General features: G+C 35.0%; 29 protein-coding genes and 1 pseudogene. 15 read left to right on the forward strand and 15 right to left on the reverse strand.

Features of this window, described 5'->3' with window-relative positions; translation table 11 throughout:
* Positions 1-21: 21 nt before the first annotated feature.
* Positions 22-615 (forward strand): TetR/AcrR family transcriptional regulator, encoded by a 594-nt coding sequence (locus CSC80_RS15875; protein WP_058102943.1) that lies wholly within the window; start codon positions 22-24, stop codon positions 613-615.
* Positions 616-670: 55 nt separating this feature from the next.
* Here CSC80_RS15875 and CSC80_RS15880 read toward each other — a convergent pair whose 3' ends face one another.
* The gene (locus tag CSC80_RS15880) at positions 671-2305 is read right to left on the reverse strand and encodes a PorP/SprF family type IX secretion system membrane protein (RefSeq protein WP_099193022.1); all 1635 of its coding nucleotides are present in this window, start codon (positions 2303-2305) and stop codon (positions 671-673) included.
* 84 nt (positions 2306-2389) lie between these two features.
* On the opposite strand from CSC80_RS15880, the gene CSC80_RS15885 reads away from it, so the two are divergent.
* Complete coding sequence (locus CSC80_RS15885) at positions 2390-2932, forward strand: phosphoglycerate mutase family protein (protein WP_099193023.1); 543 nt, start codon at positions 2390-2392, stop codon at positions 2930-2932.
* Positions 2933-3012: 80 nt separating this feature from the next.
* Entirely contained in the window at positions 3013-3474 is a 462-nt protein-coding gene (gene smpB, locus CSC80_RS15890) for an SsrA-binding protein SmpB (RefSeq protein WP_099193024.1), read from the forward strand.
* On the opposite strand, the gene CSC80_RS15895 is transcribed toward smpB, so the two are convergent.
* Positions 3471-4112, reverse strand: coding sequence for a protein-L-isoaspartate(D-aspartate) O-methyltransferase (locus CSC80_RS15895; protein ID WP_058102947.1), 642 nt, complete (start codon positions 4110-4112; stop codon positions 3471-3473). The two genes, smpB and CSC80_RS15895, sit on opposite strands and share 4 nt — an antisense overlap.
* Before the next feature lie 147 nt (positions 4113-4259).
* Between CSC80_RS15895 and CSC80_RS15900 the strand changes: the two genes are divergently transcribed.
* Genes CSC80_RS15900 through CSC80_RS15930 form a run of 7 tightly spaced genes read left to right on the forward strand, consistent with a single transcriptional unit; the run spans position 4260 to position 10482 of the window.
* Positions 4260-5234, forward strand: a complete 975-nt coding sequence (locus CSC80_RS15900; protein ID WP_099193025.1) for a Gfo/Idh/MocA family oxidoreductase — start codon at positions 4260-4262, stop codon at positions 5232-5234.
* On the forward strand, positions 5231-6121 hold the full coding sequence (locus tag CSC80_RS15905; protein WP_099193026.1) for a 3-hydroxybutyryl-CoA dehydrogenase: 891 nt from the start codon (positions 5231-5233) through the stop codon (positions 6119-6121). Before CSC80_RS15900 ends, CSC80_RS15905 begins: the two co-directional genes overlap by 4 nt.
* A 48-nt stretch (positions 6122-6169) precedes the next feature.
* Positions 6170-6823: a YggS family pyridoxal phosphate-dependent enzyme gene (locus tag CSC80_RS15910; protein ID WP_099193027.1), complete on the forward strand. Its 654-nt coding sequence runs from the start codon at positions 6170-6172 to the stop codon at positions 6821-6823.
* Between the two features lie 38 nt (positions 6824-6861).
* Positions 6862-8229, forward strand: a complete 1368-nt coding sequence (locus tag CSC80_RS15915) for an exonuclease domain-containing protein (RefSeq protein WP_099193028.1) — start codon at positions 6862-6864, stop codon at positions 8227-8229.
* Between the two features lies 1 nt (position 8230).
* Positions 8231-9088, forward strand: a complete 858-nt coding sequence (locus CSC80_RS15920) for an ion transporter (RefSeq protein WP_058102952.1) — start codon at positions 8231-8233, stop codon at positions 9086-9088.
* Positions 9081-10001, forward strand: coding sequence for a tRNA (adenosine(37)-N6)-dimethylallyltransferase MiaA (gene miaA, locus CSC80_RS15925; protein ID WP_099193029.1), 921 nt, complete (start codon positions 9081-9083; stop codon positions 9999-10001). The genes CSC80_RS15920 and miaA overlap by 8 nt, the downstream gene beginning before the upstream one ends.
* Positions 9994-10482 carry a gluconokinase gene (locus tag CSC80_RS15930; RefSeq protein ID WP_236973417.1) on the forward strand — a complete coding sequence of 163 codons (489 nt, stop codon included), beginning with the start codon at positions 9994-9996 and terminating at the stop codon, positions 10480-10482. Before miaA ends, CSC80_RS15930 begins: the two co-directional genes overlap by 8 nt.
* A gap of 53 nt (positions 10483-10535) precedes the next feature.
* Here the strand turns inward: CSC80_RS15930 and CSC80_RS15935 are convergent, their stop codons facing one another.
* The 13 genes from CSC80_RS15935 to CSC80_RS15995 form a co-directional block, all read right to left on the reverse strand.
* The gene (locus CSC80_RS15935; RefSeq protein WP_027067244.1) at positions 10536-11249 is read right to left on the reverse strand and encodes a response regulator transcription factor; all 714 of its coding nucleotides are present in this window, start codon (positions 11247-11249) and stop codon (positions 10536-10538) included.
* 6 nt (positions 11250-11255) lie between these two features.
* The gene (locus CSC80_RS15940; protein ID WP_071342408.1) at positions 11256-12839 is read right to left on the reverse strand and encodes a HAMP domain-containing sensor histidine kinase; all 1584 of its coding nucleotides are present in this window, start codon (positions 12837-12839) and stop codon (positions 11256-11258) included.
* A gap of 83 nt (positions 12840-12922) precedes the next feature.
* Positions 12923-13507 (reverse strand): dephospho-CoA kinase, encoded by a 585-nt coding sequence (gene coaE, locus CSC80_RS15945; protein ID WP_099193030.1) that lies wholly within the window; start codon positions 13505-13507, stop codon positions 12923-12925.
* Positions 13504-14469, reverse strand: coding sequence for a hypothetical protein (locus CSC80_RS15950; protein WP_099193031.1), 966 nt, complete (start codon positions 14467-14469; stop codon positions 13504-13506). Before CSC80_RS15950 ends, coaE begins: the two co-directional genes overlap by 4 nt.
* Complete coding sequence (locus CSC80_RS15955) at positions 14469-15476, reverse strand: glycosyltransferase (protein WP_099193032.1); 1008 nt, start codon at positions 15474-15476, stop codon at positions 14469-14471. The genes CSC80_RS15950 and CSC80_RS15955 overlap by 1 nt, the downstream gene beginning before the upstream one ends.
* A 55-nt stretch (positions 15477-15531) precedes the next feature.
* A complete protein-coding gene (locus CSC80_RS15960) occupies positions 15532-16338 on the reverse strand; it encodes an SDR family oxidoreductase (protein ID WP_058102959.1) in 807 nt (268 codons plus the stop codon).
* A gap of 83 nt (positions 16339-16421) precedes the next feature.
* Positions 16422-18074, reverse strand: coding sequence for a DNA repair protein RecN (recN, locus tag CSC80_RS15965; RefSeq protein WP_099193033.1), 1653 nt, complete (start codon positions 18072-18074; stop codon positions 16422-16424).
* 55 nt (positions 18075-18129) lie between these two features.
* Complete coding sequence (locus CSC80_RS15970) at positions 18130-19023, reverse strand: DUF4835 family protein (protein ID WP_074674806.1); 894 nt, start codon at positions 19021-19023, stop codon at positions 18130-18132.
* Positions 19016-20221, reverse strand: a complete 1206-nt coding sequence (gene coaBC / locus CSC80_RS15975; RefSeq protein ID WP_099193034.1) for a bifunctional phosphopantothenoylcysteine decarboxylase/phosphopantothenate--cysteine ligase CoaBC — start codon at positions 20219-20221, stop codon at positions 19016-19018. Before coaBC ends, CSC80_RS15970 begins: the two co-directional genes overlap by 8 nt.
* 5 nt (positions 20222-20226) lie before the next feature.
* Positions 20227-20553: a DNA-directed RNA polymerase subunit omega gene (locus tag CSC80_RS15980; protein WP_058104250.1), complete on the reverse strand. Its 327-nt coding sequence runs from the start codon at positions 20551-20553 to the stop codon at positions 20227-20229.
* Between the two features lie 17 nt (positions 20554-20570).
* Positions 20571-21401, reverse strand: a complete 831-nt coding sequence (bamD, locus tag CSC80_RS15985; RefSeq protein ID WP_236973418.1) for an outer membrane protein assembly factor BamD — start codon at positions 21399-21401, stop codon at positions 20571-20573.
* A 119-nt stretch (positions 21402-21520) separates the two neighbouring features.
* Positions 21521-22411, reverse strand: a complete 891-nt coding sequence (gene dapA / locus CSC80_RS15990; protein ID WP_099193036.1) for a 4-hydroxy-tetrahydrodipicolinate synthase — start codon at positions 22409-22411, stop codon at positions 21521-21523.
* Positions 22412-22413: 2 nt separating this feature from the next.
* The gene (locus tag CSC80_RS15995; RefSeq protein ID WP_058102964.1) at positions 22414-22947 is read right to left on the reverse strand and encodes a hypothetical protein; all 534 of its coding nucleotides are present in this window, start codon (positions 22945-22947) and stop codon (positions 22414-22416) included.
* Between the two features lie 45 nt (positions 22948-22992).
* Between CSC80_RS15995 and CSC80_RS16000 the strand changes: the two genes are divergently transcribed.
* The 5 genes and pseudogenes from CSC80_RS16000 (at position 22993) to blaOXA (ending at position 26556) form a co-directional block, all read left to right on the forward strand.
* Positions 22993-23778, forward strand: coding sequence for a 5'-nucleotidase (locus CSC80_RS16000; protein ID WP_099193037.1), 786 nt, complete (start codon positions 22993-22995; stop codon positions 23776-23778).
* 1 nt (position 23779) lies between these two features.
* Positions 23780-24685 carry a metallophosphatase gene (locus tag CSC80_RS16005; protein ID WP_099193038.1) on the forward strand — a complete coding sequence of 302 codons (906 nt, stop codon included), beginning with the start codon at positions 23780-23782 and terminating at the stop codon, positions 24683-24685.
* Positions 24686-24699: 14 nt separating this feature from the next.
* Positions 24700-25158 (forward strand): GNAT family N-acetyltransferase, encoded by a 459-nt coding sequence (locus tag CSC80_RS16010; protein WP_099193039.1) that lies wholly within the window; start codon positions 24700-24702, stop codon positions 25156-25158.
* A gap of 202 nt (positions 25159-25360) precedes the next feature.
* Positions 25361-25549: a hypothetical protein gene (locus CSC80_RS16015; RefSeq protein ID WP_071342418.1), complete on the forward strand. Its 189-nt coding sequence runs from the start codon at positions 25361-25363 to the stop codon at positions 25547-25549.
* A gap of 164 nt (positions 25550-25713) precedes the next feature.
* Positions 25714-26556: pseudogene (gene blaOXA / locus CSC80_RS16020) on the forward strand (class D beta-lactamase).
* Positions 26557-26599 lie beyond the last annotated feature (43 nt).

Here is a 26599-nt window from a genome sequence, read left to right on the forward strand (position 1 = left end):
ATTCGCATAAAACAGTCTTATATGTCCACAAAAGCCGAAAGAACCACCGCTTATATTATTGAGACTGTCGCACCTGTTTTTAACAAACATGGTTACGTAGGTACCAGTATGAGCGACTTAACAGAGGCCACCAATCTTACTAAAGGTGCTTTGTATGGGAATTTTGAAAATAAAGAAGCTTTAGCCTTAGCTGCATTTGAGTTTAATAGAAATCTACTTCTCACGGCTATAGATGAACATCTGTCAATTGATGGAAATGCTATGGGAAAGATCAAGAATTTAATAGAATTCTATAAAAAATATGACGTATTCACTTTAAATATGGGAGGTTGTCCTATTTTAAATGTTGGTATAGACGCTCAACATAACAACAGATTACTTGCCGCTGCCGCTAAAGAAACCATTAAGGAAATTGAAGGTAAAATTGCCTTGGTTTTTGAAAATGGAATAAATGGTGGTGAATTCAAATTACCGGTTACACCATTACAGTTTTCAAAGCAATTGTTCACTATAATACAAGGATCCATTGCAATGGCGACTTTAACCAAAGACCGTAAATATCTATTAAATACGGTTAGCTATTTAGAAGTACTTATAAAAAGAGAACTGAAATAAGCTTTTGCTTATTTCAGTTCTAACCAAGGGTGTATTTTGTAAGAGATAAAGTTCTTTACTCACCTGTAACCCTGAATATCCAGATTTTATCCGTGTACTTACCATTCAATTTAGAGTCTCTTGCTTGTCTCGCATCTTTGATAAAATCAAACTTAGCTAAGTATACATAATTATATTTATTCTTTTCCCTAAAGAAAGATTTGGCATTTATCCCTCTTTTTTTCATGTCTGCCAAGAAAGCATCCAAGTATTTTTTAGTTCCGAAAACGTTGGCAATCAAATAATACCCCGGTTCCAAAGCACCCTCTTTGGTAACTTCTTCATATTTTTCGCCAGCTTTTACTTCCACGACCTCATTTCTCATTGCCAAAGCCTTACTTTCAGCTATAGAATCTTGTCTTCTTTGCTGTGCCAATGCAACCGCTTCTGCCTCTCTCTTCATTACTGCCGCTATGGAGTCTTTTTGCCTTTGTTGCTGCAAAGCCTTTGCTTCTGCCAAAGCTTGCTCTGCTTTGGCATTCTCTAGCGAGTCACGCTTTCTTTTAATATCCCTTTTAGATTGTTTAACTGCCAAATCTGATTGTCTAGATGCATTTTGAATAGAATCTTTTAACCTTTTACTTTCTATAAGCGCTAAACGTTCTTGTTTTTTAGACTCACGTTTTAGAGCCAATTTTTCCGCTTTGGTCAATTCAGTAGAAGCCACTTCAATTTCCTCTTGCTGACCAAGTAATTCTTCCTTATTTTTCTCTTCAGCAATTAATTGCTCTTCAAGCTCTTCTGCCGGTGTCTGTTGTTTTCCTAATTTATAAGAAGTGACCAACTCAAATGTAGGATCTTGACCCTTTAAATCTGAACTTGTACCCACTTCAACCAATGCACCAAAAGACAATCTCTTAAAGAAACGACCACCAATACCACCTGAAAATCCATAAAAACTATTATACCCAGCTTGCGCCCAATATTTATTAGTTGTCAATAAGGTGATTAACCCGATTTGATTATCCAATCCTGGAATTGTTTTATAATACAGCATTGGTCTAAATACTGAACTATCATCACTACTTAACACACTTACAGGAAAATCATAACTTACCAATGCCTGAAACATCCTATCATCAGGACTTGTGTTACGTTCGTTAGTGGTAAAATTATAATCGAACAAATTTTCAGAAGTCAACCCAATATTAAACCTATCGATACTTAAATTTATACCGGGAGCCATTTGTAGTATAAAATCATTTTCAGCGGAGGTCTGTATAGGATTAGGAACAAAAAAACGATCGTCAGCTAATTTTTGTTGAAAGGCAAAAACATTTAACCCAACCCCTAAAAAGATATCTTCACCAAGTGCAATATTATACGCATAATTTAAGTTTGCCCCTGTATTTAAAAAAATACCCGTATTGTGTTGAAAAAAGCCAATACCAGCAGCCGAAACATCATTTAACCTAGCTGTATAATTTAAGAAGAGAGAAGTTGGATCACCGTCATAAGTTTGCCACTGCCATCTAGACCAAAATGCTATAGAAGATGGATTATTACGGTCTAAACTATATGCAGGGTTTACTATACTCCCGTTGTATTCAGTTAAGTTTTGTTGCCTAAAATCGGTAGGAAGTACTACTTCCTGAGCCTTAAGACCAAGAACTACAAAACCAATAAGAAGTGTCCCACAAAATTTTTTCATATGCAAAAAAACAAAAATTAGACTATTTATAGTACTATTTTGAAGTAATTTTAGTTATTAAATTAATACACCAAACATATTTTCATGAAAGCATTCAAATATATCCTTTTTATTTTGCTGGCTATCAATCTTTCTTGCAAAGATGAACCCACAATTGATAAATCTCAAGAAGAAACTTCCATTTCTACTTTTTACTTGATAAGGCATGCGGAAAAAGATAGAAGCAATCCTGATGATGCAGACCCAGAATTAACGCAGCAAGGTTTGGGAAGAGCCATGCACTGGGCAGAAATATTGGCAGACGTAGAATTAGATGCCATATATTCCACTGATTATAATAGAACTTCTATGACCGCTGCTCCAACTTCGGTAAAACAGAATATAGATGTCCATTATTACGACCCAACCTTAATTGATATTGCCCAATTTAAAAGTGAAAATTTAAATAAGAACGTTTTAATTGTAGGACATAGTAATACAACACCTGAATTTGTAAACAAGTTAATTGACGAACAAAAATTCTATAGCATTGACGACAGTGAAAACGGCACTTTATTTATAGTTAAAATCACTAATGGCACACCTTCTGTGGATAAACTCATATTTAACTGTAACTGTCCAAAATAATACTATTTTATCCGATTAATACGTGTAATTAGTTACAAAAGATCAAATCATTAAATGAATAGTTCTTACTTTTGTAGGTAATGCAGAATACAATAAACATTAAGAACAAAAGAGCTCGTTTTGAATATGAGCTACAGGACAAGTTCACGGCAGGTATCGTTTTGGCCGGTACCGAAATCAAGGCCATTAGAGAAGGTCGTGCATCAATTTCTGAAAGCTTTTGTGAATTTAACGACAATGAAGAACTATTTGTAATCAATATGCAAATAGACGAGTATTCACATGCATCGCATTTTAATCATAAACCTAAAGCGGAACGTAAATTACTTCTTCAGAAAAGAGAACTTAAAAAGCTTAGCAAAGAAGTAAAAATATCTGGTCTTACTATAGTTCCACTTAGAGTATTTATAAATGACCGCGGACTAGCAAAAATGCAGATAGCACTAGCAAAGGGTAAAAAACTCTACGACAAAAGAGAAACCATTAAAGATCGAGATAACAAAAGAGATCTTGACCGTATTAAAAAGAACTTTAATAATTAGTTCTTATTTTCCAATAAGGGTACAAATCTAAAAGACCCGTACTCTGTCTTTGAAAATTCTTTTTCCGTAGTTCTGACGAAAAGGGTCATTATTTGTTCTTCAAAACCAATAGGGATTACTAACCTGCCCCCCACTTTTAATTGTGACAACAATGCTTTGGGTACTTCTGGGGCACCTGCAGTAACAATGATACGATCAAACGGAGCTTCTTTGGGCAAGCCTTTATATCCATCACCAAAAATCACCTGCTTTGGCCTATACCCCATTTTCTTGAAAAAAATATTGGTTTTTTTAAAAAGTTCCAATTGTCGTTCAATGGTATACACCTTCACTTTAAGTTTTAATAGAACCGCTGTTTGGTAACCACTACCTGTACCGATCTCCAATATTTTTTGACCAGGCTCTACTTGTAATAACTCTGTTTGGAAAGCTACGGTATAAGGATGTGAAATAGTTTGGTTTGCAGCAATGGGAAATGCTTTATTTTGATAGGCATGACCTTCAAAGCTACTATCCATAAACAAATGTCTTGGTATTTGTCTAACGGCGTCCAAGACCTTTTTATCTGCTATTCCTTTGTCAATCAATACTTGCGCTAGGTGGTTGCGCATTCCCCTGTGTTTTAAGGTATCTTTCAATGGTAGTCGGTTTGTTCTTCAAAGTTAACAAAGTTCTTTTAACGATGGAAGAACCTATTAAAACTAATATCCATTTTTTGATAAAATTGAAATAACCGATAACCTAAAAGTACCTAACTATGCGTATTTTTGGGGAAAACGATACAAATGTTAAAAGTTGGTGTTTTAGGAGCGGGGCATCTAGGTAAGATTCACCTGAGACTCCTAAATGATTCTAAAAAATATGAACTTATCGGTTTCTACGATGCCGATAGTACAAATGGCGAAAAAGTTAGCAAGGAATTCGGATATACCTATTTTGCAAAGCTTGAAGATTTAATGAATGCCGTAGACGTGGTGGACATTGTTACCCCTACTCTTTCTCATTATGAATGTGCCAAACAGGCCATAGAAAAGGGCAAGCATATTTTTATAGAAAAACCCATTACACATACATTAGAAGAAGCAAACTCTCTATTGGCCTTAGAACAAGAATATAAAGTTAAAGGTCAAGTTGGTCATGTTGAGCGTTTTAACCCTGCATTTACAGCTGTAAAACACGCTATAAAGGACCCAATGTTCATTGAGTCCCATAGATTGGCAGAATTTAACCCAAGAGGTACAGATGTACCAGTTGTTTTAGATTTAATGATACACGATATAGATGCTATTTTAAGTGTCGTTAATTCTGAGGTTGTGCAGGTTAATGCAAGCGGGGTATCTGTAATAAGCCAGTCCCCAGATATTGCAAACGCTAGATTGGAATTCGAAAATGGTTGTGTAGCCAATTTAACGGCAAGTAGAATTTCATTAAAAAATATGCGTAAGTCGCGTTTCTTTCAAAAGGATGCCTATATCTCAGTAGATTTTTTGGAAAAGAAAGTTGAAGTGGTCAAAATGAAAGACGCTCCAAAAGAACCTGGTGATTTTGATATGATTCTTCAAAATGCTGAAGGAATAAAGAAGCAGATATATTTTGAAAATCCGTCCATTGAAACCAACAACGCCATTTTAGACGAATTAGACTCTTTTGCCGAAGCCATTGAAAACAATTCAACACCAGTTGTTAGTTTAAAACAGGGCACACAAGCATTAAAAGTAGCTTTACAAATTATCGCAGCATTCAATCCAAAAGAAATATGAATAAAATAGCAGTTATAGGTGCTGGTACTATGGGTAACGGAATAGCTCATGTATTTGCGCAAAGCGGATTTCAAGTTCACCTAATAGATGTTTCGCAAGAAGCACTTGACAAAGGTTTAAGTACTATTGCCAACAATTTAGATCGTATGGTGGCAAAAGAAAAAATAACCAATGACGACAAGACAAATACATTGGCCAACATTACACTGTTTACTGAATTAAAAACAGGGGTAAAAAATGTAGACCTTGCCATAGAGGCAGCCACAGAAAATGTAACTATAAAACTGAACATTTTTAAGGAGTTAGACGCTGTTTGTAACAACAATACAATTTTAGCCTCAAATACATCATCAATTTCCATTACGCAAATAGCAGCTGTAACCAATAGAGCTGACAAGGTAATAGGTATGCACTTCATGAATCCTGTTCCAATAATGAAGCTAGTTGAAATCATTCGTGGTTATAGTACTTCTAACGAGACGACTAACGTTATTATGGAACTTTCTAAAAAATTAGGAAAAATACCTACAGAGGTCAATGACTATCCTGGTTTTGTAGCAAACAGAATTTTAATGCCAATGATCAATGAGGCCATAGAAACATTACATCATGGTGTTGCAGGCGTAGAAGAAATTGATACAGTAATGAAACTTGGAATGGCGCACCCCATGGGACCTCTTCAATTAGCAGATTTTATTGGTTTAGATGTATGCCTTTCCATTTTGAACGTTATGTACGATGGATTCAAAAACCCAAAATATGCTCCTTCTCCATTATTGATAAATATGGTTATGGCCGGAAAGAAAGGTATAAAATCCGGTGAAGGATTTTATGATTATGCCGTAAGCAAAAAAGCCGAGGTGGTGTCAAGTCAATTTAAAAACTAAGTAGTAGTAGTAGTAGTAGTAGTAGTAGTAGTAGTTGAAATCAAGTGTATGTCCATAAAAGAAAATCTTTTAGCTGTTAAACAAACCATACCCAATTCCGTAACATTGGTTGCCGTATCTAAAACAAAACCTATTTCTGATATTCAAGAAGCGTATGACCAAGGCCAGCGTATTTTTGGAGAGAACAGGGTGCAAGAAATGACCGAAAAATGGGAGAAAATGCCAAAAGATATTGAATGGCATATGATTGGTCACCTTCAACGAAATAAGGTAAAGTACATGGCTGAATATGTTAGCTTGGTTCATGGTGTAGATAGTCCAAGACTCTTAGCCGAAATCAACAAACAAGCTGAAAAACATAATAGAACCATACCCTGTCTTTTACAAGTTCACATTGCTGAGGAAGACACTAAATTCGGATTTAACGAAGAAGAATTGCTAGACTTAGTACGTAACGAAAATTTCAAATCGCATAAAAATGTAAAAATAGTGGGATTAATGGGTATGGCTACTTTTACCGAAAATATGGATCAGGTAAGGCGTGAGTTCAAAAGCTTACATTCGCTATACTTAAAACTTAAAAGTGAATATGCAGATTTTACAACGCTTTCAATGGGCATGAGCGGTGACTACCAAATTGCAATTGAAGAAGGTAGTACTATGGTACGTATAGGAAGTAGTATCTTTGGCTCCAGAAATTAACGCTAAAAACTACCGCCGTCCAAAACAGATAATTATACATGTACGCAATTTTAGATATTGAAACCACGGGAGGAAAATTTAATGAGGAAGGAATTACTGAAATTGCTATTCACAAATTTGATGGTCAAAAAGTAGTAGACAAGTTCATAAGCTTAGTAAACCCCGAGAAAGAGATTCAGCCTTTTGTAGTAAAACTTACTGGGATTAACAGTAAAATGTTGAGAACTGCACCTAAGTTTTACGAAGTAGCCAAACGGATAATAGAAATTACGGAAGATACCGTTATTGTAGCCCATAATGCACAGTTCGACTACAGAATCTTAAGGACAGAGTTTAGGCGCCTAGGGTACAATTTTGAACGCAAAACGCTTTGTACCGTAGATCTTTCAAAATTATTACTGCCAGATGCAGAATCCTATAGTTTAGGGAAATTGGTAAGGTCCTTGGGTATACCTGTAAGCGACAGGCACCGGGCAAATGGCGATGCTTTGGCTACGGTCAAACTTTTTAAGCTCTTATTGGCCAAAGATTCTGAAAAGATTATCATCAAAGACGCTATTAGAAAAGAAACCCAGGGGGAACTGTCTGAAAAGCAATTGGATATCGTAAGAGACCTACCCAATGAAACCGGAGTATTCTATATGCACAATAAGGACGGGGACATTATTCACCTAAGTAAAACCAGTGATCTAAAGAAAAAGGTGAATCAAATCTTTACCAAGTCCAACCAAAAATTTAAAAAGCTCGCCAAAGAAACCAAGAAAGTAACTTATGAACTCACTGGGAATGACTTGGTAGCAATTTTAAAAGAACATCAAGAACTGCTTAAAATAAGACCTAAATACAGTACTATTCCTAAAAAACGAATGTACAGTCATGCAATTTGCATAACTATTGATGAACATGGGTATTATAAGCTAAAAATAGAGCCTTATAGAGAATGTAAAGAACCTCTAGGTCTTTTCAACGGTGTATTTAGTGCAAAAAATTATCGTTATAAGATTACTAAGGAGTTTGGTCTGTGCGAGAAACTAAATGGCATTAGCGAAGCTAGAAATAATTGCTCAGGTTATGATGAAGGCACGTGCCAAGGAGCATGTATCAACAAAGAAGATGTAGCCGAGTATAACAAAAGGGTAACCGCGGCAATAACCAAAAACAGTATTAAGGGCAACAAGGTTTTGGTAATAGACAAAGGCAGGGAAATAGGCGAACAAAGTGCTATTTTACTTAAAAACGGATCTTTGGTAGGTTTAGGTTTCTATGATTTGAACCATCAAATAAATAATATTCATATCTTAGAAAGTATAATTACCCCTATGAACGGTACACGAGATGCCAATTATCTAATTGAATCTTACTTAAGAAAAAAACGAGTACTTAAAATATTGGAATTAAACGATTAGTTTGAAAGAAGACCAAAAATTATCTCCATGGAAACAAAAACTTCATGAAATCATTTATGAAGCAGATACCCCTATGGGTAAATTGTTCGATATTATTTTGTTCATCATCATCATTTTCAGTGTTATACTTATAATGCTGGAAAGCGTTAAAGCAATAGATGCAGAATATCATGAAATACTATTTATATTAGAATGGCTGGTAACTATTTTCTTTACTATTGAATATATCGCAAGAATTATATGTATTAAAAAACCAAGTAATTACATATTCAGTTTTTATGGTATTATTGATTTTCTATCCACTATACCATTATATATCTCCTATATTTTTGCGGGTTCTCAGGTGCTTTTAGCGGTTAGAGCATTTAGGTTACTACGTGTTTTCAGAATATTAAAATTAGCACGTTTTCTTGGTGAAGCTTCGCAACTGAAAAGAGCATTAAAAGCAAGTAGGGCAAAAATCACGGTATTTCTATTTGCCGTTCTTATTGCATCTGTTATGATGGGTACTTTAATGTACTTGGTTGAAGGTGACGAAGCTGGATTTACAAGCATACCTACTAGCATATATTGGACTATTGTTACACTTACTACTGTTGGTTATGGAGACATTGCCCCTATAACACCACAAGGCCAAGCTATTGCTACCATTATTATGTTATTGGGTTATGGCATTATTGCCGTACCTACAGGTATGGTAACCGCTGAGTTTGCAAAACAAGGTAAAGATACCTCTACTTTAAAGAATTCTGGCAGCTATGTACATGTTAACACACAGTGTTGCCCAACATGCACCAAAGAGGGTCATAGAGATGATGCTACCCATTGTTATAATTGTGGATCTTTATTGAATGAATAATATTTTAATTTCTGTTGTGGGGCCAACTGCCATTGGCAAAACCAAATTAGGTATTCTATTAGCAAATTATTTCAAGACCGAAATTATATCTGCGGATTCTAGACAGTTCTTTAAAGAAATGAATATTGGCACCGCTGTTCCCGATAAAGAAGAACTAGCACAAGCCAAACACAATTTTATACAACATAAAAGTGTCTTAGAAACATATACGGTAGGCGATTTTGAACGAGAGGCTTTACAAAAATTATCTCACCTCTTTGAAAAACACAAAGTAGTAATTATGGTTGGCGGCAGTGGTCTTTATGTAAATGCAATAACAGAAGGATTAAATAATTTCCCCACAGTAGACCCAAATATTCGTAAACAATTGAATGCCGAATTAGAAAATTCCGGGATAGCCGCTTTACAGACAAAACTCAAGGAATTGGACCCAACCTATTACGGCAAAGTAGACATCAACAATCCGCAACGTGTCATTAGGGCGCTTGAAGTTACTATTGGCAGCGGTACACCCTACTCTTCTTTTGTAAATCAACCTAAGGAAAAAAGAAATTTCAATGTTTTAACTATTGGACTAAAGGCAGAAAGAGCTATGATTTACGACCGTATCAATAAACGAGTTGATTTAATGATCGATAACGGGTTATTGGAAGAGGCAAAGAATATGCTATCTTTTAAAAACTTGAATGCTCTACAAACCGTTGGATATAAAGAATTATTCAAGTATTTTGAAGGAGATTGGACTTTAGACTTTGCCGTTTCAGAAATTAAAAAAAATACCAGAAGATTTGCAAAGAGGCAACTTACTTGGTTCTTGCGCAATAAAAATACCATTTGGGTCAATTATGATTATGAGCCTAAAAAGTTTTTAAATGAAATTGACGATGAAATTAAAAAACTAAAGCATGGTTAAAAAACAGATTCTATATGTAATGGGTGTTTCGGGTAGCGGAAAGTCTACTATTGGGAAATTATTGGCCAATAAACTACAGTTTCCGTTTTTTGATGGTGATGACTTTCATCCAGAAGCGAACGTAAATAAAATGAAAGCAGGTCATCCCTTAAACGATGATGACCGCCAGGGCTGGTTAGAAAAATTAAATGAAGTAGCAATAGAAAATTTAGCTACTGGTGCCGTAATTGTATGTTCTTCCCTTAAAAAAAAATATAGAACAATTCTTAGTAAGAATTTAGAGGACAAGCATAAGTTCGTTTATTTAGAAGGAAGTTTTGACCTTATAGACAAAAGGTTGAGTGCAAGAAAAAATCATTACATGCCCGCGGGACTGCTACAATCTCAATTTGATATTCTTGAAGTACCTTTAGAGGCAATAACCGTATCAATAGACCAAGAACCCAATGATATTGTCAACGACATTATGAGAAAGCTCTAAAACAAAAAAGCATCCAATAAATTGGATGCTTTTTTAGTATCTGGAATAGTGAATTATTCACCTTCTGTCTTTACGACCAAACGGAATCCTTCACCGTGAATATTCAAAATCTCAACAGTATCATCCACTTTTAAATACTTACGTAATTTGGCTATATAAACATCCATACTACGAGAAGTAAAGTAGTTGTCATCTCTCCAAATCTTTGTTAACGCCAATTCTCTTGGCATAAGATCGTTTTCATGTAAGGCCAACAAACGTAACAATTCATTCTCTTTTGGAGATAATTTTATTGATTCTTCATCTTTGTACTTCAAGAATCTTAATTTAGAATTCAAATGGAAACCACCAATGGTAAATTCAAATTTCTTACTGTCCGCCAATCCGTTAGATGCCTTTCTTTGAAGAATAGCTTTTAGCTTCATTAACAATACCTCAGAATCAAATGGCTTGTTCAAATAATCATCTGCACCTGCCTTATACCCTTTAAGAACATCTTCTTTCATTGTTTTCGCCGTCAAGAAAACAATTGGCACGTTCTCATTCTTTTCACGAATCTCTTTCGCCAAGGTAAAACCATCTTTATAAGGCATCATAACATCCAATATACAGATGTCATAATTATCTTTTTTAAATTTCTCAAAACCTTCCATTCCATTCTTAGCCAAGGTGACATCGAAATCGTTCATTGACAAATAATCTTTCAACACAATTCCAAAATTTGGATCGTCCTCAACTAAAAGTATCTTCTTGTTTATTGTTTCCATATTTTTTTATATTAACGGCAATTTGATGTAAAATGTACTTCCTTTTCCTTTTTCACTTTCGGCATAAACTTCGCCTTGGTGGTCTTCTACTATTTTCTTTACGTAGGCCAGTCCTAATCCGTGACCTTTAACGTTATGTATATCTCCAGTGTGTTCTCGATAGAATTTTTCAAATACTTTCTTGACTACACCTTTACTCATACCAGCTCCTTGATCTTGAACTTTAATTATGATATAGTTTTTAGCTCGTTCTGTGAACACATCTATTTTTGGTGCATCTTCAGAGTACTTAATGGCATTATCCAACATATTGACAATCACATTCGTAAAATGCATCTCATTCGCCAATACTTCTGAACGTTCCGCATCTAAATGAGTGTGAATATAACCGCCCCGATCATCTACGATCAATTCTACGTGGGTAATTGCATCTTCTATAATGTCGTGCACATTAACCCTATCCTTACTAATATCCAGCTGATTTTTTTCCAACTTAGATATTCTTAGAACGTTTTCTACTTGGGCATGCATACGTTTGTTCTCATCACGTATCATCTGCAAGTACCTTAAAACCTTTTCTTGATCAACAATTATCTTAGGATTCCTGATTGCCTCAACAGCTAAATTAATGGTCGCAATGGGAGTTTTGAACTCATGCGTCATATTATTAATAAAATCAGTTTTAATTTCAGATATCTGTTTCTGGCGGATCAACTGGTATATTGCCCCTGCATAAGCTACCACAATAATAATGGTAAACAATAATGAAAGCATTGCCAGACCTAAAATAGACTGCACCAAGAAACGTTTTTTCTTAGGAAACGAAACTAACAAATCGAAATTTGAAACCCCTTCAAAATCTACGAACATAGGAGATTTGTAGATATTTGCTTCGGCATATTTAAACTTAGATGACTTTACTTTGGTAGGTAAGCCATTGCTGTACACACCATATTCAAAAGCGATATCTACACCTCTATTCTCAAGTTCACGCTGCAATAACAATTCTATTTCTTGTTTTGATACACGTTTATGAATTGGAACGCGTTTGGCATGAACCATAAACATTTCTTCCATTGCGGCCTTTTCCATTTTATTAAGACCTCCAATTTTCTCAATTCGTTGAATAGGATTTAAACGTGGTGTATTTCCTTCTAAATCAAAATCTTTTTTAAAAATAGAAGTAGTTCGTTTACTGGTATAATTTTTAATGATGGTGGTATCCGCACCATCACTACTATCAAAGAACGTAGACGAGATTCCGTAATCCTCTTCTAAAATACCGTGCTCATACAGTAAGATTTCGTTAGAATTGATATCTCGATCAATAAAGAAAAAATTTGTAAGCTGTGCCCCTTTTAGTTCACCACCTGCACTATCCTTCGCATGTAAATATCTATCGAAGTAATTTTTTGATTCTCTTTCCGTAATCTTATTGGTAACACTGTTCAACGCTTCTGAAACACTGCTTGAAAACTGTTCTTCACTACTATCAATGGATTTGCTTATCCAAAAACTTTGAACGAAAATCAGACCAATAAGTGAAAGGCTCATTAAAACTACTAAGAGCACAAATAACTTTTTGTTCATTGGGGGATAAAATTAAAGATTTAACAGTTAGACGATAGTACGTTTAACCTAACCTTAACAAAAATGTTAAAATTGCTAAATTACTAGCAATCAGTTATGATTGCAGCGTGTACTTGAAGGACAATTGACCTAGTTCTTTCTATGTCAATATTTTCTATAACGAAATCACTTAAGTTCAATTTCTCTTCATCGTCCATTTGATTGTTCATTCTTGCAATTACTTGTTCCCTTGTGCCATTATCCCTACTTACTACCCGTGAGATACGTTCTTCTTTTGGCGCGGTGACCAAAATAATACTATCGTATAAATGCTTCGCATTATTTTCGAACAACAAGGCAGTTTCTTGAATTACATAACAATGCTCTTGCTCACCTGTCCATTTAAGAAAATCTTCTCTAACTACTGGATGCACAATAGCATTAAGCTGCGCCAACAAAGTGGTATCATTGAACACCTTTTTTGCGATATATGCTCTGTTTAACTTTTCTTCATGGTAAGATTCTTTACCCAAAAAAGCAACAATTTTATTTTTTATCTCCGCAGATGTATTCATTAATTTCTTTGCTCGCTCGTCTGAATTGTACACGGGAACACCCAACTCTAAAAACATTTTGGCCACAGTAGATTTACCACTGCCTATACCACCGGTTAGACCTACCACTTTCATTCTCTTCGCAAAATAAATTCTACCTCATTAACACTTAGAACAACATTATGCAATGTTTTAGGATATTGCACCAGTTGAATTGACAACCTATTACCGGTTTCTTTATTGGTTTTAGCGTAATCTGCCTCAACAACAAAATCCTCTTCTTCCAATTCTTTTAAATGATCTAGAGTACCTTGACAGCGTACTTCCACTACCTCTGGAAACGTACGCACTTGAACATTATCAGGTAGATTAATTACTTGTACAGGAACGGCTAACACCTTTTCAGAAAACTTCACCACTTTACCTGAGATTTGTACTTTGTGGTCAGAAAACGAAGTACCATTCAAGTTTTTTGGCAAGTTTAGATTCACATCTTCAACAAAGGAATTATTTAAATTTTCTTTTATAACTTTCATTGACCTTACAACCCTTATGGAATCAATCTGGCTTTTTGGACCAGAAACTTGTATGGAATCTGGATCTACTTTAATGTCTCCTTCAAGTATATGGTTTGCAGAAAAATCTAGTTGCAATACAGCCTCAACCGGTATTTTCTTAGTCTCCAAAGAAGTAAAATCAAAATAAATGGCATCACTTTCAAAATCTACCAAAGCACTTGAATTACTCAATTGAGCTTCTAATTGTATTCTTATTTGATCAGAGGTGAGGTAATATCTATCATTGTCATACATTACCTTGCTTACATCTAATTGAATGTGTTTAGGCTTTAATTCATAGCCTAAAAATTGAAATCCGACAGCTTTTAGTCTTACAGCTATTTCATCTTTAGGGCTAGTTGCCAGTAAAAAATCATCTGGTATATTAATATATTCAACTTTAAAACTGGTGTTACTTGTATATGTTAAAGACAGTTTATTGATCAACCAAGCAAGTGAAGCACATAACAAGAATATTAGAAAGATTTTCACCTTTCTTTTTTTTAATCCTGTTTTGATCCATTCTAGCAAACGCTCCATTACTTCACTCTAAAAAATAATTTAGGAAAAATCTCCTCTGGTTCTTTATTAGAAAAATTAATATACAGGGTTGATTTTAAAAATCCGTATCCATATCCAAAAAATTGTATCGCAGTTGCCAATAATGCCAAAAACGAAACTTTTATATTTCGTGTTTTCAAAAGCGCATCAATAAACAAAACCAAAAAGTATGTGCAATACATAAACCATAACACCTTAAAACCTAAAAACACCAAAATCAATGCTAATATAAATCCTAAACAAAAAACGGTTGGAAACCAATATGTAACCTTTTTTGTTTCTGGGTGCCATTTATTTAAAATAGGCCTAACCATTCCAAATTTGTTGACCTGAATATAAAACTTGTTCCAGTCTATTCTTCTTTTATGATACACAAAAGCTTCTAAAATCAATTTTGTTCTATAGCCTTTGTTCCAAATACGAATAGTAAGATCCGGATCTTCACCTGGATGTATATTACCGTAACCACCAACATTTTCAAAGGCTTCTTTAGATATACCCATATTAAAACTTCTGGGCTGAAATTGGTCTACCGCCCTCTTACCTCCACGTATGCCGCCAGTAGTTAAAAATGAAGTCATGGCATAATTAATTGCCTTTTGTACCGTAGAAAATGATTCATGAGCAGCATCTGGACCTCCATAACAATGCACAAAATCATCCTTTAGACTTTTTTCCGCTTCTTTTAAATATTGTGGAGGTAATATACAATCAGAGTCCAACACAATAAAATAATTGCCCTTTGCCTTAGCCATACCGTAATTACGGGAATCACCTGGACCAGAATTTGCTTTTTTATAATATGAAATGGACAAATAGTCTACGTACTCACCTATAACTTCTTCCGATGAAATAGTTGAACCATCTTCAACGATTACTACTTCAAAAGGTTGATCATAGGTCTGTAAACGTAGACTATCCAATAACTCTTTAATTTCATTGGGTCTATTGTATACAGGAATGATAAAAGAAAACGATAAGTTCATTATAACTCTCCTTTTATGAATAGGCTCCAATGAAATTGGAAAACTAAAATATTGATTAAAATTTCTCTATAACCTCTTGACTAACTCCTGTGTTAGAGAAACCGCCATCATGAAACAAGTTCTGCATGGTCACTTTTCTTGTAAGATCCGAAAATAAGGTTATAGTATAATCAGCACAATCTTGAGCCGATGCATTACCTAACGGAGACATTTTTTCCGCATAACTAATGAATCCGTCAAAACCTTTTACCCCTTGTCCAGCAGTAGTGGCCGTAGGTGACTGTGAAATAGTATTTACACGAACTTTTTTCTCTTTACCAAAGAAGTATCCAAAACTACGAGCAACAGATTCTAAATACGCCTTATTATCTGCCATGTCATTGTAATCCGGAAAAGTTCTTTGAGCCGCCATATAAGTCAAGGCCACAATACTACCCCACTCATTCATTGCATCTGCTTTATATAACGATTGCATTACCTTATGAAATGATAATGCCGAAACATCCCAACCTTTTTGGGTAAAATCATATTTCTCATCTGTATACGCTCTACCCTTACGTACATTTACAGACATACCAATAGAGTGTAATACAAAGTCAATTTTTCCTCCTAAAATCTCAACAGATTTAGCAACTAAATTATCTAAATCTTCAACACTAGTAGCATCTGCAGGAATAATTTCTGAACCGGTTTTCTTTGCCAACTCGTCTATTTGACCCATTCTCATGGCAATTGGGGCATTTGTCAAAACAAAGGTACCACCTTCATCATGTACAGTTTGTGCTGTTTTCCACGCAATAGAATTTTCATCCAATGCTCCAAAAATAATTCCCCTTTTTCCTTTTAATAAGTTATATCCCATGATGGTAAATTGTATAGTTTGATTTAATATTCAAAGATATCTAAAATATGTTAAAACAAAATTGAAGTGACCTGTAAAAACCCTTAATTTAAAAGTTGCTTTGCATGTGCCAATGCCGAATCTGACAAATCTTTACCACCTAGCATATGTGCTAGTTCCACAACTCTTTCCTCATTGGTAAGCTCTTTTAAATTTGTCATGGTACGTTCAGCACCTTCAGTTTTAAAAACCTTAAAGTGATGATTTCCTTTAGATGCCACTTGAGGTAAATGGGTAATGGAAAATACCTGAAGGTCCGCACTCATATCTTTCATAATATCTGCCATTCTATTAGATATTTCGCCAGACACCCCAGTATCTATTTCATCGAACATAATGGTAGGCAACTTTTCATATTTGGCAAGCAATGCTTTTATAACCAGCATAATTCTTGATAGCTCACCGCCTGATGCTACTTTTTTTAATTCGCCATAGTTACCACCTCTATTTGCGGTAAAAAGAAACGATAGTTCGTCCATACCAGTTGCTAAGAAAGTACTGGTATCGGTAAGACCTATTTGAAATGATGCGCTTGGCATGCCCAGTAAATTTAAATCTGATTCCAGCTTTTTCTTTAATTGTGGAATAACAGATTTTCGTTTTTCACGAATAACCAAAGCTTGTTTACCCAAAACAGATTCCATTTCTTGAATCTCTTTGGTCTTCAATGTAATTTTCTCGTCTAAACTAGCTGTTTCAAATACCTTATCCGCAAGTGCATTTTTAATCTCGATCAATTCTAATACATCACTTGCGTTGTGTTTTTTAAGAAGATCATATAGCAGCTGAAGCTTGCCGTTAACCTGCTCCAATTGATCTGGGTTTGCCTCTACACCGTCTTGCAAGCGTTGCAATTCAGAATTTACATCATCCAATTCTATCAAAACCGATTGAACACGCTCGTACAAATCTTTATAATTAGCTCCAAAATCCACCAATTTAGAAAGTGATTGACGCATTTCCGTAACCAAAGGTAATACCCCTATTTGCTCATCATTGAACAATTGATCTCCTTTAGAAAGCTGTTCCATGATCAACTCAACATTATTCAATTGCTCATACTCCTCTTCTAACAACTCAATAATACCTTCTTTCAACGGAGCTTTTTCAAGCTCCTCTAACATAAAGGTATTATAGTCTTGCTCCTTAATAGCCGTACTTTGAACTTCAATAAGATTTTGAAGTTCTTTTTGAGCCTTACGATAGATCTTTAAATCTTTTCTGTAATCGGTTAACCGTTTTTGATTATTAGCCAGAGCATCCACCAATTTTAACTGAAAATCATTTTCAGTAAGTTGCATGGTTTGATGTTGAGAATGAATATCTATTAAGTTTTCTCCCAATGTAGACAACACCCCCAAGGTAACCGGAGTATCATTCACAAACGCCCTAGACTTTCCACTTGGCAAAATCTCACGTCTAATGACGGTACTATCCTCATAATCCAAATCATTTTCCTCAAAGAAACTTTGAAGACCGTAAGTATCAATTTTAAAAGTTCCTTCAATGATACATTTTTGATCTTTGACCCTTAGAGAACTTAAATCTGCACGTTTGCCCAATACCAAGGACAAACCACCCAATAAAATTGATTTACCGGCACCTGTTTCACCTGTAATAACGGTAAAACCTTTATTAAAGTCCACTTCTAGACTGTCTATTAATGCGTAATTGGAAATGGTAAGGGTTGAAAGCACGCGTTAGAATTTTAGATACACAAAGGTAATCTATAATTCGGTTTTGTAAAACGGTTCAATATTTAATATCGTTCCAAGTAGTAGCGTACAATGGCGCTATTTTATTCAAGGTTTCCTTAAGCTTTACAATATCTACCTTTGGTCCGTCAGAAAAAATATTCTTTATCTCTTCAGATTTAGCATCAAAAAATGTAGAAATCAGAAATGCATTTGGTCGTCTATTGATCATCGTTTGGAACAAATTCATGGTCCCTGCAATGACCTGCTTGCCCGTACTATTATTATCTGGCAAAATATCCAATCCTTTTCTATGATAATTATACATGGCGATGCGATACTCCCTGTAGGTATTGGACAATAAATTATCTATCAACTCAAATCTACTTCGATTAGAATCGGCTGACTGACTCCATCCGGCAGAATTACTACCTTGAGCCTGAGTTACAATATTCTGCGCCCTTCTGTAAAAATCAGTACCTCCTTCCAAAGAAAAAGTATCGGCATCCAAGCCCAAAATTACATATGCGTAATATGCCATTACGCTGACCAAATTGGACTCGAACTGATTTTCGTTGAATATCAACGGTTGAAATTCAATATATTGAAAATTAAAAGCGTTATCCTTATAATTGAACACTGGTGTTGAATAGGAAGTATTATAAACAGGTCTTGACGATTGTATTTGAATATTACCACTAAATACGTTAGACTCATAAGAAGTAATGGTAATGAACATTTGTGCATTTACACGCTCATTTTCTTTGTAGACACGGTTGGTCCATTTTGATTTATTGATAAAATCGTTCAATGAACGCTCCAACGTTTTAAAAACCTGAAGATCTCCTTGAGTCAATTGATCCGAATTAACCGTAACAACACAGTTTAATTCTTGTGCAATGGAAACAAAACAAAAAAGGTTGAAAAAAAATAAAAATACCGCTTTACGCATACCGTCTTTTAATAATTTCATTGAAGATATCCACGGCAACTTCTGCCTTGGTCTTTAGTTCAAACGTAGTAATGTTCGAATTGGTATCTATAAATGAAATTTTATTGGTATTACCTCCAAAGCCTGCACCTTTGTCCCTCATTGAGTTAAGCACAATGGCATCTAGATTTTTACGTTTTAATTTCCCCTTGGCATTTTCTACCTCATTCTCGGTTTCCAAGGCAAAGCCTACTAAAAATTGATGCGTTTTATGATCACCAAAAGTTTTTAAGATATCCTTATTCTTCACTAGTTCAATAGTGAGGTTTTCTTCGGATTTTTTAATTTTTTGTTCCGCAACGGTTTTAGGTCTATAATCTGCAACAGCTGCGGCACATATAACAATATCCGCAGTATCATAGTACATTTGCGCACTGTGATACATGTCATCTGCAGAAACTACATCAACAACATGTATGTTATCATCAGAAACGGATAACCTTGTAGGCCCTGTAACCAAATACACTTCGGCACCCAAATTAGCCGCTGTTTTAGCAAGCTCAAAACCCATTAGACCGGAAGAGTGATTTCCAATAAAACGAACGGGGTCTATAGCCTCATAGGTTGGTCCTGCCGTTATTAAAACTTTTTTACCTGTTAAGGGTAAACCTTTGGACAATTGATTTTTTATAAAATCAACGATTTCTTCTGGTTCCGCCATTCTTCCTTCACCATGCAAACCACTGGCCAATTCACCACTTGTTGCCGGTATCACCATATTGCCGAAGGATGTAAGTTGCTGTAAAGATTTTTTTGTACTTGGATGCTTGTACATATCCAGATCCATAGCAGGTGCAATATAAACCGGACATTTAGCTGACAAGTATGTAGCCATTAACACATTGTCGCAATTTCCATTTGCCATTTTAGACATGGTATTGGCAGTTGCAGGTGCAATGACCATTAAGTCTGCCCACAAACCCAATGCCACATGATTGTTCCAGTCGACCGTGTTTTCATCGGTCTTTACAAAATCTAGAACAACTGGGTTTTTAGCCAAAGTGGCCAAGGTAAGTGGAGAAACAAAAGAACTGGCACTATCAGTAAGGATAACCTTAACGTTAGCACCAGCTTTTATAAATAAACGAACTAAGAATGTTGTCTTATAAGCAGCAATGCCTCCAGTGATTCCTAAAAGAACATTTTTGCCGTTCAACATATTTCTTAAGCGTCTTTTTCTGTATTTCTGTGGTAAATTTTATCCATTAACCACTCTTCTACCGCCATAGCGTGTGGCTTAGGTAATTTCTCGTAAAATTTAGAAACCTCTATTTGCTCTTTATTCTCAAAAACCTCTTCTAAACTATCGCTGTAAGTAGCAAACTCCTCTAACTTTTCTAAAAGCTCTTTTTTAATTTCAGAGTTGATCTGAATAGCACGTTTTGCAGTAATTGAAATAGCCTCATAGATATTTTCCGTAGGCTGATCAAACTCATTACGATTAATAGTTACCGTAGATACTGATGCTTTAGAGTTTTTTAAATCGTTCATATTCATAATTACATTATTTATTTTGACCCAACTACCTGCGCTTGTTGCAAGCGTTGTAATTCTTTATCAATCTTTTCAATTAAATCCGTAGCCTCTTTATCAAATTTTGATTCAGGAAACTGTTTCATCAAAGCTGCATGTGCCGCTTTAGCATTCTTTAGTCGCTCTTCCTTCAACTGTTCAAAACTATTGACCGCCATATGCGTTAAAGCCTCTACCTTTACGAACATGGCCTCTTCCCTAAAAGGAGAACCCGGATTGTCCGCTACAAAGTTATCGCTTGCCGCAACTGCAGATTTCAGCATATCGTAATTGAACTCGCCTAGTTTATTATATTGCTTTAAAATTTCAAAAGCCTTTTGCTCTTTCTTCGTAGTCAATTCTTGCGCCATCGCATTTGCTTCTGCAAAATATTCCGACTCAGCATAAGTATTGATGAAGTTTTGCAATTTCAACAAGGCTTTATCGGTATCTGTTTGATCCAACGAATATTCCGGAGATAGTTTGTAGTAACTTTTGGCGCCTAAAAAAGTAGCCTCTACCGCCTTATCACTTTTTGGATATGACTTTACAAAACGCTCAAACTGGTAGCCAGCCATATTATAATCTCCACGCTGAAAATAGCTGTTGGACAAAAAGAACATGACACGTTCCCCTTGTGGCTTACCTACGTATTTAGGGGCAATTTGTTCAAGCAATCTATTTGCTCTTCTAAAATCTCCCTCTTCGTAGAATGTTTCTGCCATATCATACTTAGCTTTTACATCATCATGCTTAAGCACCTTTTGGTACTCGCTACAAGATTGTAAAGCAATGGCAATCAATACTATTGGAAAAACTCTCCTCATTTTAAAAAACATTTTGCAAAATTAGTGATTATCAATGGATTTAAAAAACAAAATAATCCAATAAAAATACAGGCTTTAAACCACAAGAATGCCCTACTCAATGAAGATTTAACGAATATTTATGCAGGTATACGTATCATGGATTCCATAAATGAAACAATTCTATGCTTTAAAGCATCCGATGCAACAATTAAAGGCAGTCTCACAAAGGGGTTAGCTAAACCTAGATATTCAAAAATTACCTTAATACCTGCCGGATTGCCTTCTTCAAAGATCAACTTCATACCTTCTTGCATTTTATAATGGTAGCTATAAGCCACTTCGGTATTTCCATTTAAGCCTTCATGAACCATTTTAGAAAATTCTTCTGGCAGCCCCTGACCAATTACCGAAATTACACCATCGCCTCCAGCAACAATTGTAGGCAATGCAGTAATATCATCACCTGAAAGCACTAAAAAGCCTTCTGGTCTTTTTGAAATCAATTCTTGTACTTGGGTCATATCTCCACAAGCTTCTTTAACCGCAACAATGTTATCAAACTTCTTTGCTAAACGAACAACGGTTTCCGGCAACATATTACTTCCTGTTCTACCTGGTACGTTGTATAAAATTATAGGTAAAGGAGATGCTTGTGAAAGTGCAGCAAAGTGTTGATAAATTCCCTCTTGGGTTGGGCGATTATAATATGGAGAAACAGAAAGTATGGCATCATATGCGGACAAATCCGCAGATTGTAATTCTTCTACCAAGGCAGCTGTATTATTACCACCAATACCTATCACCAATGGTAATGCACCAGCATTTGCCTCTTCTACCGTACGCATTACCAATAGTTTTTCCGCTTTTGATAGCGTTACTGACTCGGCCGTTGTACCTAACACTACTAAATAATCTATGTTACCTTCAATATTAAAGGCTACAACTTTTCTAAGAGCCTCAACATCTACAGATCCATCTTTCTTAAATGGCGTTATTAACGCTACCCCTGCTCCTCTTAATTCTTTCATAACTAAATCTCCTTAAAAATGCCCAAGTACTTTTTCAATTCTTTTTTAAATATCTGAAAGTCCTTTAACGGCGTATCTAACATTAAATCATTATAAGTAGGCCCAACTTCTTTAAAACCTACCTTTAAACGAGCCTTGGTCTTTACTGACATTAAATTTAACAGTAAGCTGTCCTCATTATAATAATTCACCAATAAGTCATATTCACGTCCTAAAAATTCAAGGGCATAACTGTTCTCTATATCGCCGTTCCATCCAAGATCTTTATCTGAAAAAACTGGAGTGGCATATGGCGAGTTTTTATCATAAAAACGTTTATAACCAATAATTTTCACCGCATTTGGATGCAATGATAACTCTTCTTGAAACTGAAAAAACACCTCAGATTTCTCAAACTTATCTAGATCCACAATACAACCTACAGAACGTATTCCTTTACTCTCACGCGTTACAGCAATTGGTGTTGCCACCAACTGTTTTAATATTTTACGGCCAGATTTCCGTTTAAACTTGTCCTTAATTCCTTTTAAAAACATGTATTTTTACATTTAGACAAATGTAAATAATATCCCTGCAACTATATGGCGAAGTTAAAACACTTTAATATTTTAAATATAAAACATTATGTTATATTTATAACATTTATAGTTTTAGCGTCTTGCAAAGATGCTCCAGAACATCTCATTGAGCTGACTGGCAAGCAAATAGCTGTTGATACAAATTATACTTCTATTGACAGTATTCAAAAATTTATTCAACCTTTTCATGATAGAGTAGAAAGTATTTTAGATAGTACGTTGGCCTATGCTCCGTTCGTTATTTCTAAAACCGATGGAAAATTCAACACTACAGCAGGTAATTTAATGGCGGATATTGTTCTAAGTGAAACCAATCCAATATTTAAGAAACGAACTGGTCACAATATAGATATGGTTTTATTGAACCATGGCGGTATACGCTCTATTATCTCCAAAGGCAACGTTACTTCCAGAACCGCTTACGAGGTAATGCCTTTTGAAAATTCCGTTGTCGTCGTAGAATTAAAAGGTGAATCGTTAATGAAAATGGTAGACTACCTTATACATTCTAAACGAGCGCACCCCATTGCAGGCGCACAGCTTATATTGAATAAAAATAACACAGTCAAAGCCTTTACTGTGGACGGTAAACCTATTGACAAAAATAAATCCTACTATGTGGCTACATCAGATTATTTGGTAACTGGTGGCGACAATATGGGATTTTTCAAAGATGCCATTTCAAAAACGGAAACCGATTACAAAATAAGAAATGCCATGATAGATTTCTTTTCCAAAGTGGATACCCTAGCCCCAAAAGTAGATTTAAGATATTATCAATTACAGTAAAATGGAAAGAAGAAAATTTATAAAAAATACGGCTGCAACCTCTGGTTTATTGACTTTGGGCGGACTTAGCTTAAACTCTTGCAACGTTGCCACAAAAAAACACATTACCATTTTACACACTAATGACGTACACAGTCACGTAGACGCTTTCCCTAACGATCATGCAGATTTTCCAGGCTTAGGCGGTTTGGCGCGTAGAGCTGGTTTGGTAGATAGTATCAGAAAAGAGAATTCGAATACTTTTCTTTTTGATGCCGGTGATATTTTCCAAGGTACTCCATACTTCAACTTTTATGGTGGTGAGTTAGAATTTAAACTAATGAGTATGCTCAATTATGATGCAACTACCATTGGAAACCATGATTTTGATAATGGTATTGACGGTCTATTGGCTCAAATGCCATATGCCAAGTTTAATTTTATCAGTGCCAATTACGATTTTTCCAATACCGTTTTAGACGGATTAACTCAGTCTTATAAAATTTATGAAAAAGACGGAATTAAGTTAGGTGTTTACGGATTAGGAATTAAATTGGACGGATTGGTAACCAAACAACTTTACAAAGAGACTGTATTTCTTGACCCTTATGAACTTGCGATAGATATGGAAACTAAACTTAAAGAAGAAGAAAAGTGCGATTTGGTCATATGCCTTTCTCATTTAGGGTATGAGTATAAAAGTCAAAAACCAGATGATTTAAAGCTCGCTAAAAAAACGAAATATACAGATTTAATTATTGGTGGGCACACTCACACCTTTCTAGATCAACCTACTGTAGTTAGTAATGCCGTAGAGCGTGATATTCTTGTAAATCAAGTTGGGTGTTTTGGAGTAAATCTAGGTAGAATTGATTTTTATTTTGACAATAGCACGGTTAATGCGGATGGATATTCCATTAAAGTCTAAAAAAGAGACCTCTTATGCTTTACTATAAACGTTGTTCTAGTGATAATAAAAACTTTAAAGAATTAGTTGCTTTGCTCGATGCTGATTTGGCATTACGTGATGGTGATGAAAATGCTTTCTACGCACAATTCAACGGTATTGATGCGTTGAAAAACTGTGTTGTTTTTTATTTGGACAAAACACTTGTAGCCTGTGGCGCATTCAAAGAATTTAATGAAGACTCGGTCGAGATTAAGCGAATGTTTGTTCAACCAGATTTTCGAGGAAAAGGCATTGCCTCAAAAGCACTAAAGGTACTAGAAGAGTGGGCAAAAGAATTCAATTACTCCTACGCTGTTTTGGAAACCGGATTACGCCAACCGGAAGCCATTGCACTTTATAAGAAGAATAATTATACAGTGATTGATAACTATCCGCCCTACGAGGAAATGGAGAATAGTGTTTGTTTTAAGAAATATTTAAAACCTTCCTAAGTCCAATCCAAATCAATTATTCAGGTATATACCTATTTTACGAATACATTAAAAAAACACCTCTAAAAAAAGAGTTCAGCAATTAAGAACCCTATATAAAATCAAATTCATATTTCTCTCCTATTCACATTTAATTTTCATTTAAATAAATGATTATCAGTCAATTAATTTTTACCTTAGAATATATCTAAATTTTAAAATTATGCAATTAAACATCCATTCTGAAGGGCTTGAGGATCATCTTGGTGTTTTACAAGAGAAATATATGAAGCTTAAATTCTCCATTAAAAACAATCTTAAGTTGACAGCTTTAGCAAAGCAAAATCAATTGAAAAATAGTAAAGAAGAATATCTTGAAAAGAAAATAGATGCAATGGGTAGTCTTTACTAACCACATTCTTATTTACTTCAATAGATTTTAAATCATTTGGCGACAATGTTCATTCACTGTCGCTTTTTTATTGCTTTACATTTAATTCAAAAGTATTTTCCGTAAATGATTAAACACCGATTAATTATATTTAATCATCGTTGTTCTATCCAAGCGTTTACCTTATGAAATTACATTTACTCTTATTTTTATTCATCTGTTTTACCTCTTGTAAACAACAAAAGAAGGCTGAAAAACAGGCAACCGTTGTGAGGAATATAAACAAAATTAAAAAGTCTCAAATTCAAACTATCATTTATAAGGCAGATGCTAACGGTTCTATTGTAATTTACAACCTCACTAAAGACACCTACTATTCCAATAATTTTGATTGGGCATTACAAGGTAAACTGCCAGCATCAACCTTTAAAATCACAAATACTATTATTGGATTGGAAACGGGAGTTATTGAAAGCGATTCAACAATATTTAAATGGGATGGAGAACAAAAGTGGTTAGATCTCTGGGAGCAAGATTTAGTTTTACGTGATGCATTTCAGTTTTCTTGCGTTCCTTGTTATCAGTCAGTGGCGTCAAAAATTGGATCTCAACAAATGAACCAGTATGTAAATAAATTGCAATATGGCAATTGAAAAATTGATGATTCCAACATTACCGATTTTTGGTTAGAAGGCGAATCTAGAATAAATCAAATGCAACAAATAGATTTCTTAAAACGATTTTATACCAATAAGCTTCCAATATCCAAGAGAACTACAAAAATCGTAAAGACCATTTTGCTCATTGATGAAAATAGCGCTTATACACTTAGCGGAAAAACCGGATTATCTATTGCCAACAATCATTATAATGGCTGGTTCGTTGGGTATATAGAAGTAGGCAACGATGTTTATTTCTTTGCTACTAATCTAGATCCAAAGAGTGCCACAATCGATATACAAGAATTTAATGCTATTAGAAAAGAAGTTACCATATCGGCGCTTAAAACAATCAATGCTATATCATAAACAAAAAATGATGTTATTGTGATTTCAATTAAAACAATAAATA

The organism is Maribacter sp. 6B07 (genome assembly GCF_002700155.1).
In the GTDB taxonomy this organism is placed as follows: Bacteria; Bacteroidota; Bacteroidia; order Flavobacteriales; family Flavobacteriaceae; genus Maribacter; species Maribacter dokdonensis.

Coding starts and splice junctions, on each gene's coding strand:
- CSC80_RS15875 (WP_058102943.1), top strand. CDS start 22: ATGTCCACAAAAGCCGAAAGAACCACCGCTTATATTATTGAGACTGTC.
- CSC80_RS15880 (WP_099193022.1), bottom strand. CDS start 2,305: ATGAAAAAATTTTGTGGGACACTTCTTATTGGTTTTGTAGTTCTTGGT.
- CSC80_RS15885 (WP_099193023.1), top strand. CDS start 2,390: ATGAAAGCATTCAAATATATCCTTTTTATTTTGCTGGCTATCAATCTT.
- smpB (WP_099193024.1), top strand. CDS start 3,013: ATGCAGAATACAATAAACATTAAGAACAAAAGAGCTCGTTTTGAATAT.
- CSC80_RS15900 (WP_099193025.1), top strand. CDS start 4,260: ATGTTAAAAGTTGGTGTTTTAGGAGCGGGGCATCTAGGTAAGATTCAC.
- CSC80_RS15905 (WP_099193026.1), top strand. CDS start 5,231: ATGAATAAAATAGCAGTTATAGGTGCTGGTACTATGGGTAACGGAATA.
- CSC80_RS15910 (WP_099193027.1), top strand. CDS start 6,170: ATGTCCATAAAAGAAAATCTTTTAGCTGTTAAACAAACCATACCCAAT.
- CSC80_RS15915 (WP_099193028.1), top strand. CDS start 6,862: ATGTACGCAATTTTAGATATTGAAACCACGGGAGGAAAATTTAATGAG.
- miaA (WP_099193029.1), top strand. CDS start 9,081: ATGAATAATATTTTAATTTCTGTTGTGGGGCCAACTGCCATTGGCAAA.
- CSC80_RS15930 (WP_236973417.1), top strand. CDS start 9,994: ATGGTTAAAAAACAGATTCTATATGTAATGGGTGTTTCGGGTAGCGGA.
- CSC80_RS15935 (WP_027067244.1), bottom strand. CDS start 11,249: ATGGAAACAATAAACAAGAAGATACTTTTAGTTGAGGACGATCCAAAT.
- CSC80_RS15940 (WP_071342408.1), bottom strand. CDS start 12,839: ATGAACAAAAAGTTATTTGTGCTCTTAGTAGTTTTAATGAGCCTTTCA.
- coaE (WP_099193030.1), bottom strand. CDS start 13,507: ATGAAAGTGGTAGGTCTAACCGGTGGTATAGGCAGTGGTAAATCTACT.
- CSC80_RS15950 (WP_099193031.1), bottom strand. CDS start 14,469: ATGGAGCGTTTGCTAGAATGGATCAAAACAGGATTAAAAAAAAGAAAG.
- CSC80_RS15955 (WP_099193032.1), bottom strand. CDS start 15,476: ATGAACTTATCGTTTTCTTTTATCATTCCTGTATACAATAGACCCAAT.
- CSC80_RS15960 (WP_058102959.1), bottom strand. CDS start 16,338: ATGGGATATAACTTATTAAAAGGAAAAAGGGGAATTATTTTTGGAGCA.
- CSC80_RS15970 (WP_074674806.1), bottom strand. CDS start 19,023: ATGCGTAAAGCGGTATTTTTATTTTTTTTCAACCTTTTTTGTTTTGTT.
- coaBC (WP_099193034.1), bottom strand. CDS start 20,221: ATGTTGAACGGCAAAAATGTTCTTTTAGGAATCACTGGAGGCATTGCT.
- CSC80_RS15980 (WP_058104250.1), bottom strand. CDS start 20,553: ATGAACGATTTAAAAAACTCTAAAGCATCAGTATCTACGGTAACTATT.
- bamD (WP_236973418.1), bottom strand. CDS start 21,401: ATGAGGAGAGTTTTTCCAATAGTATTGATTGCCATTGCTTTACAATCT.
- dapA (WP_099193036.1), bottom strand. CDS start 22,411: ATGAAAGAATTAAGAGGAGCAGGGGTAGCGTTAATAACGCCATTTAAG.
- CSC80_RS15995 (WP_058102964.1), bottom strand. CDS start 22,947: ATGTTTTTAAAAGGAATTAAGGACAAGTTTAAACGGAAATCTGGCCGT.
- CSC80_RS16000 (WP_099193037.1), top strand. CDS start 22,993: ATGGCGAAGTTAAAACACTTTAATATTTTAAATATAAAACATTATGTT.
- CSC80_RS16005 (WP_099193038.1), top strand. CDS start 23,780: ATGGAAAGAAGAAAATTTATAAAAAATACGGCTGCAACCTCTGGTTTA.
- CSC80_RS16010 (WP_099193039.1), top strand. CDS start 24,700: ATGCTTTACTATAAACGTTGTTCTAGTGATAATAAAAACTTTAAAGAA.
- CSC80_RS16015 (WP_071342418.1), top strand. CDS start 25,361: ATGCAATTAAACATCCATTCTGAAGGGCTTGAGGATCATCTTGGTGTT.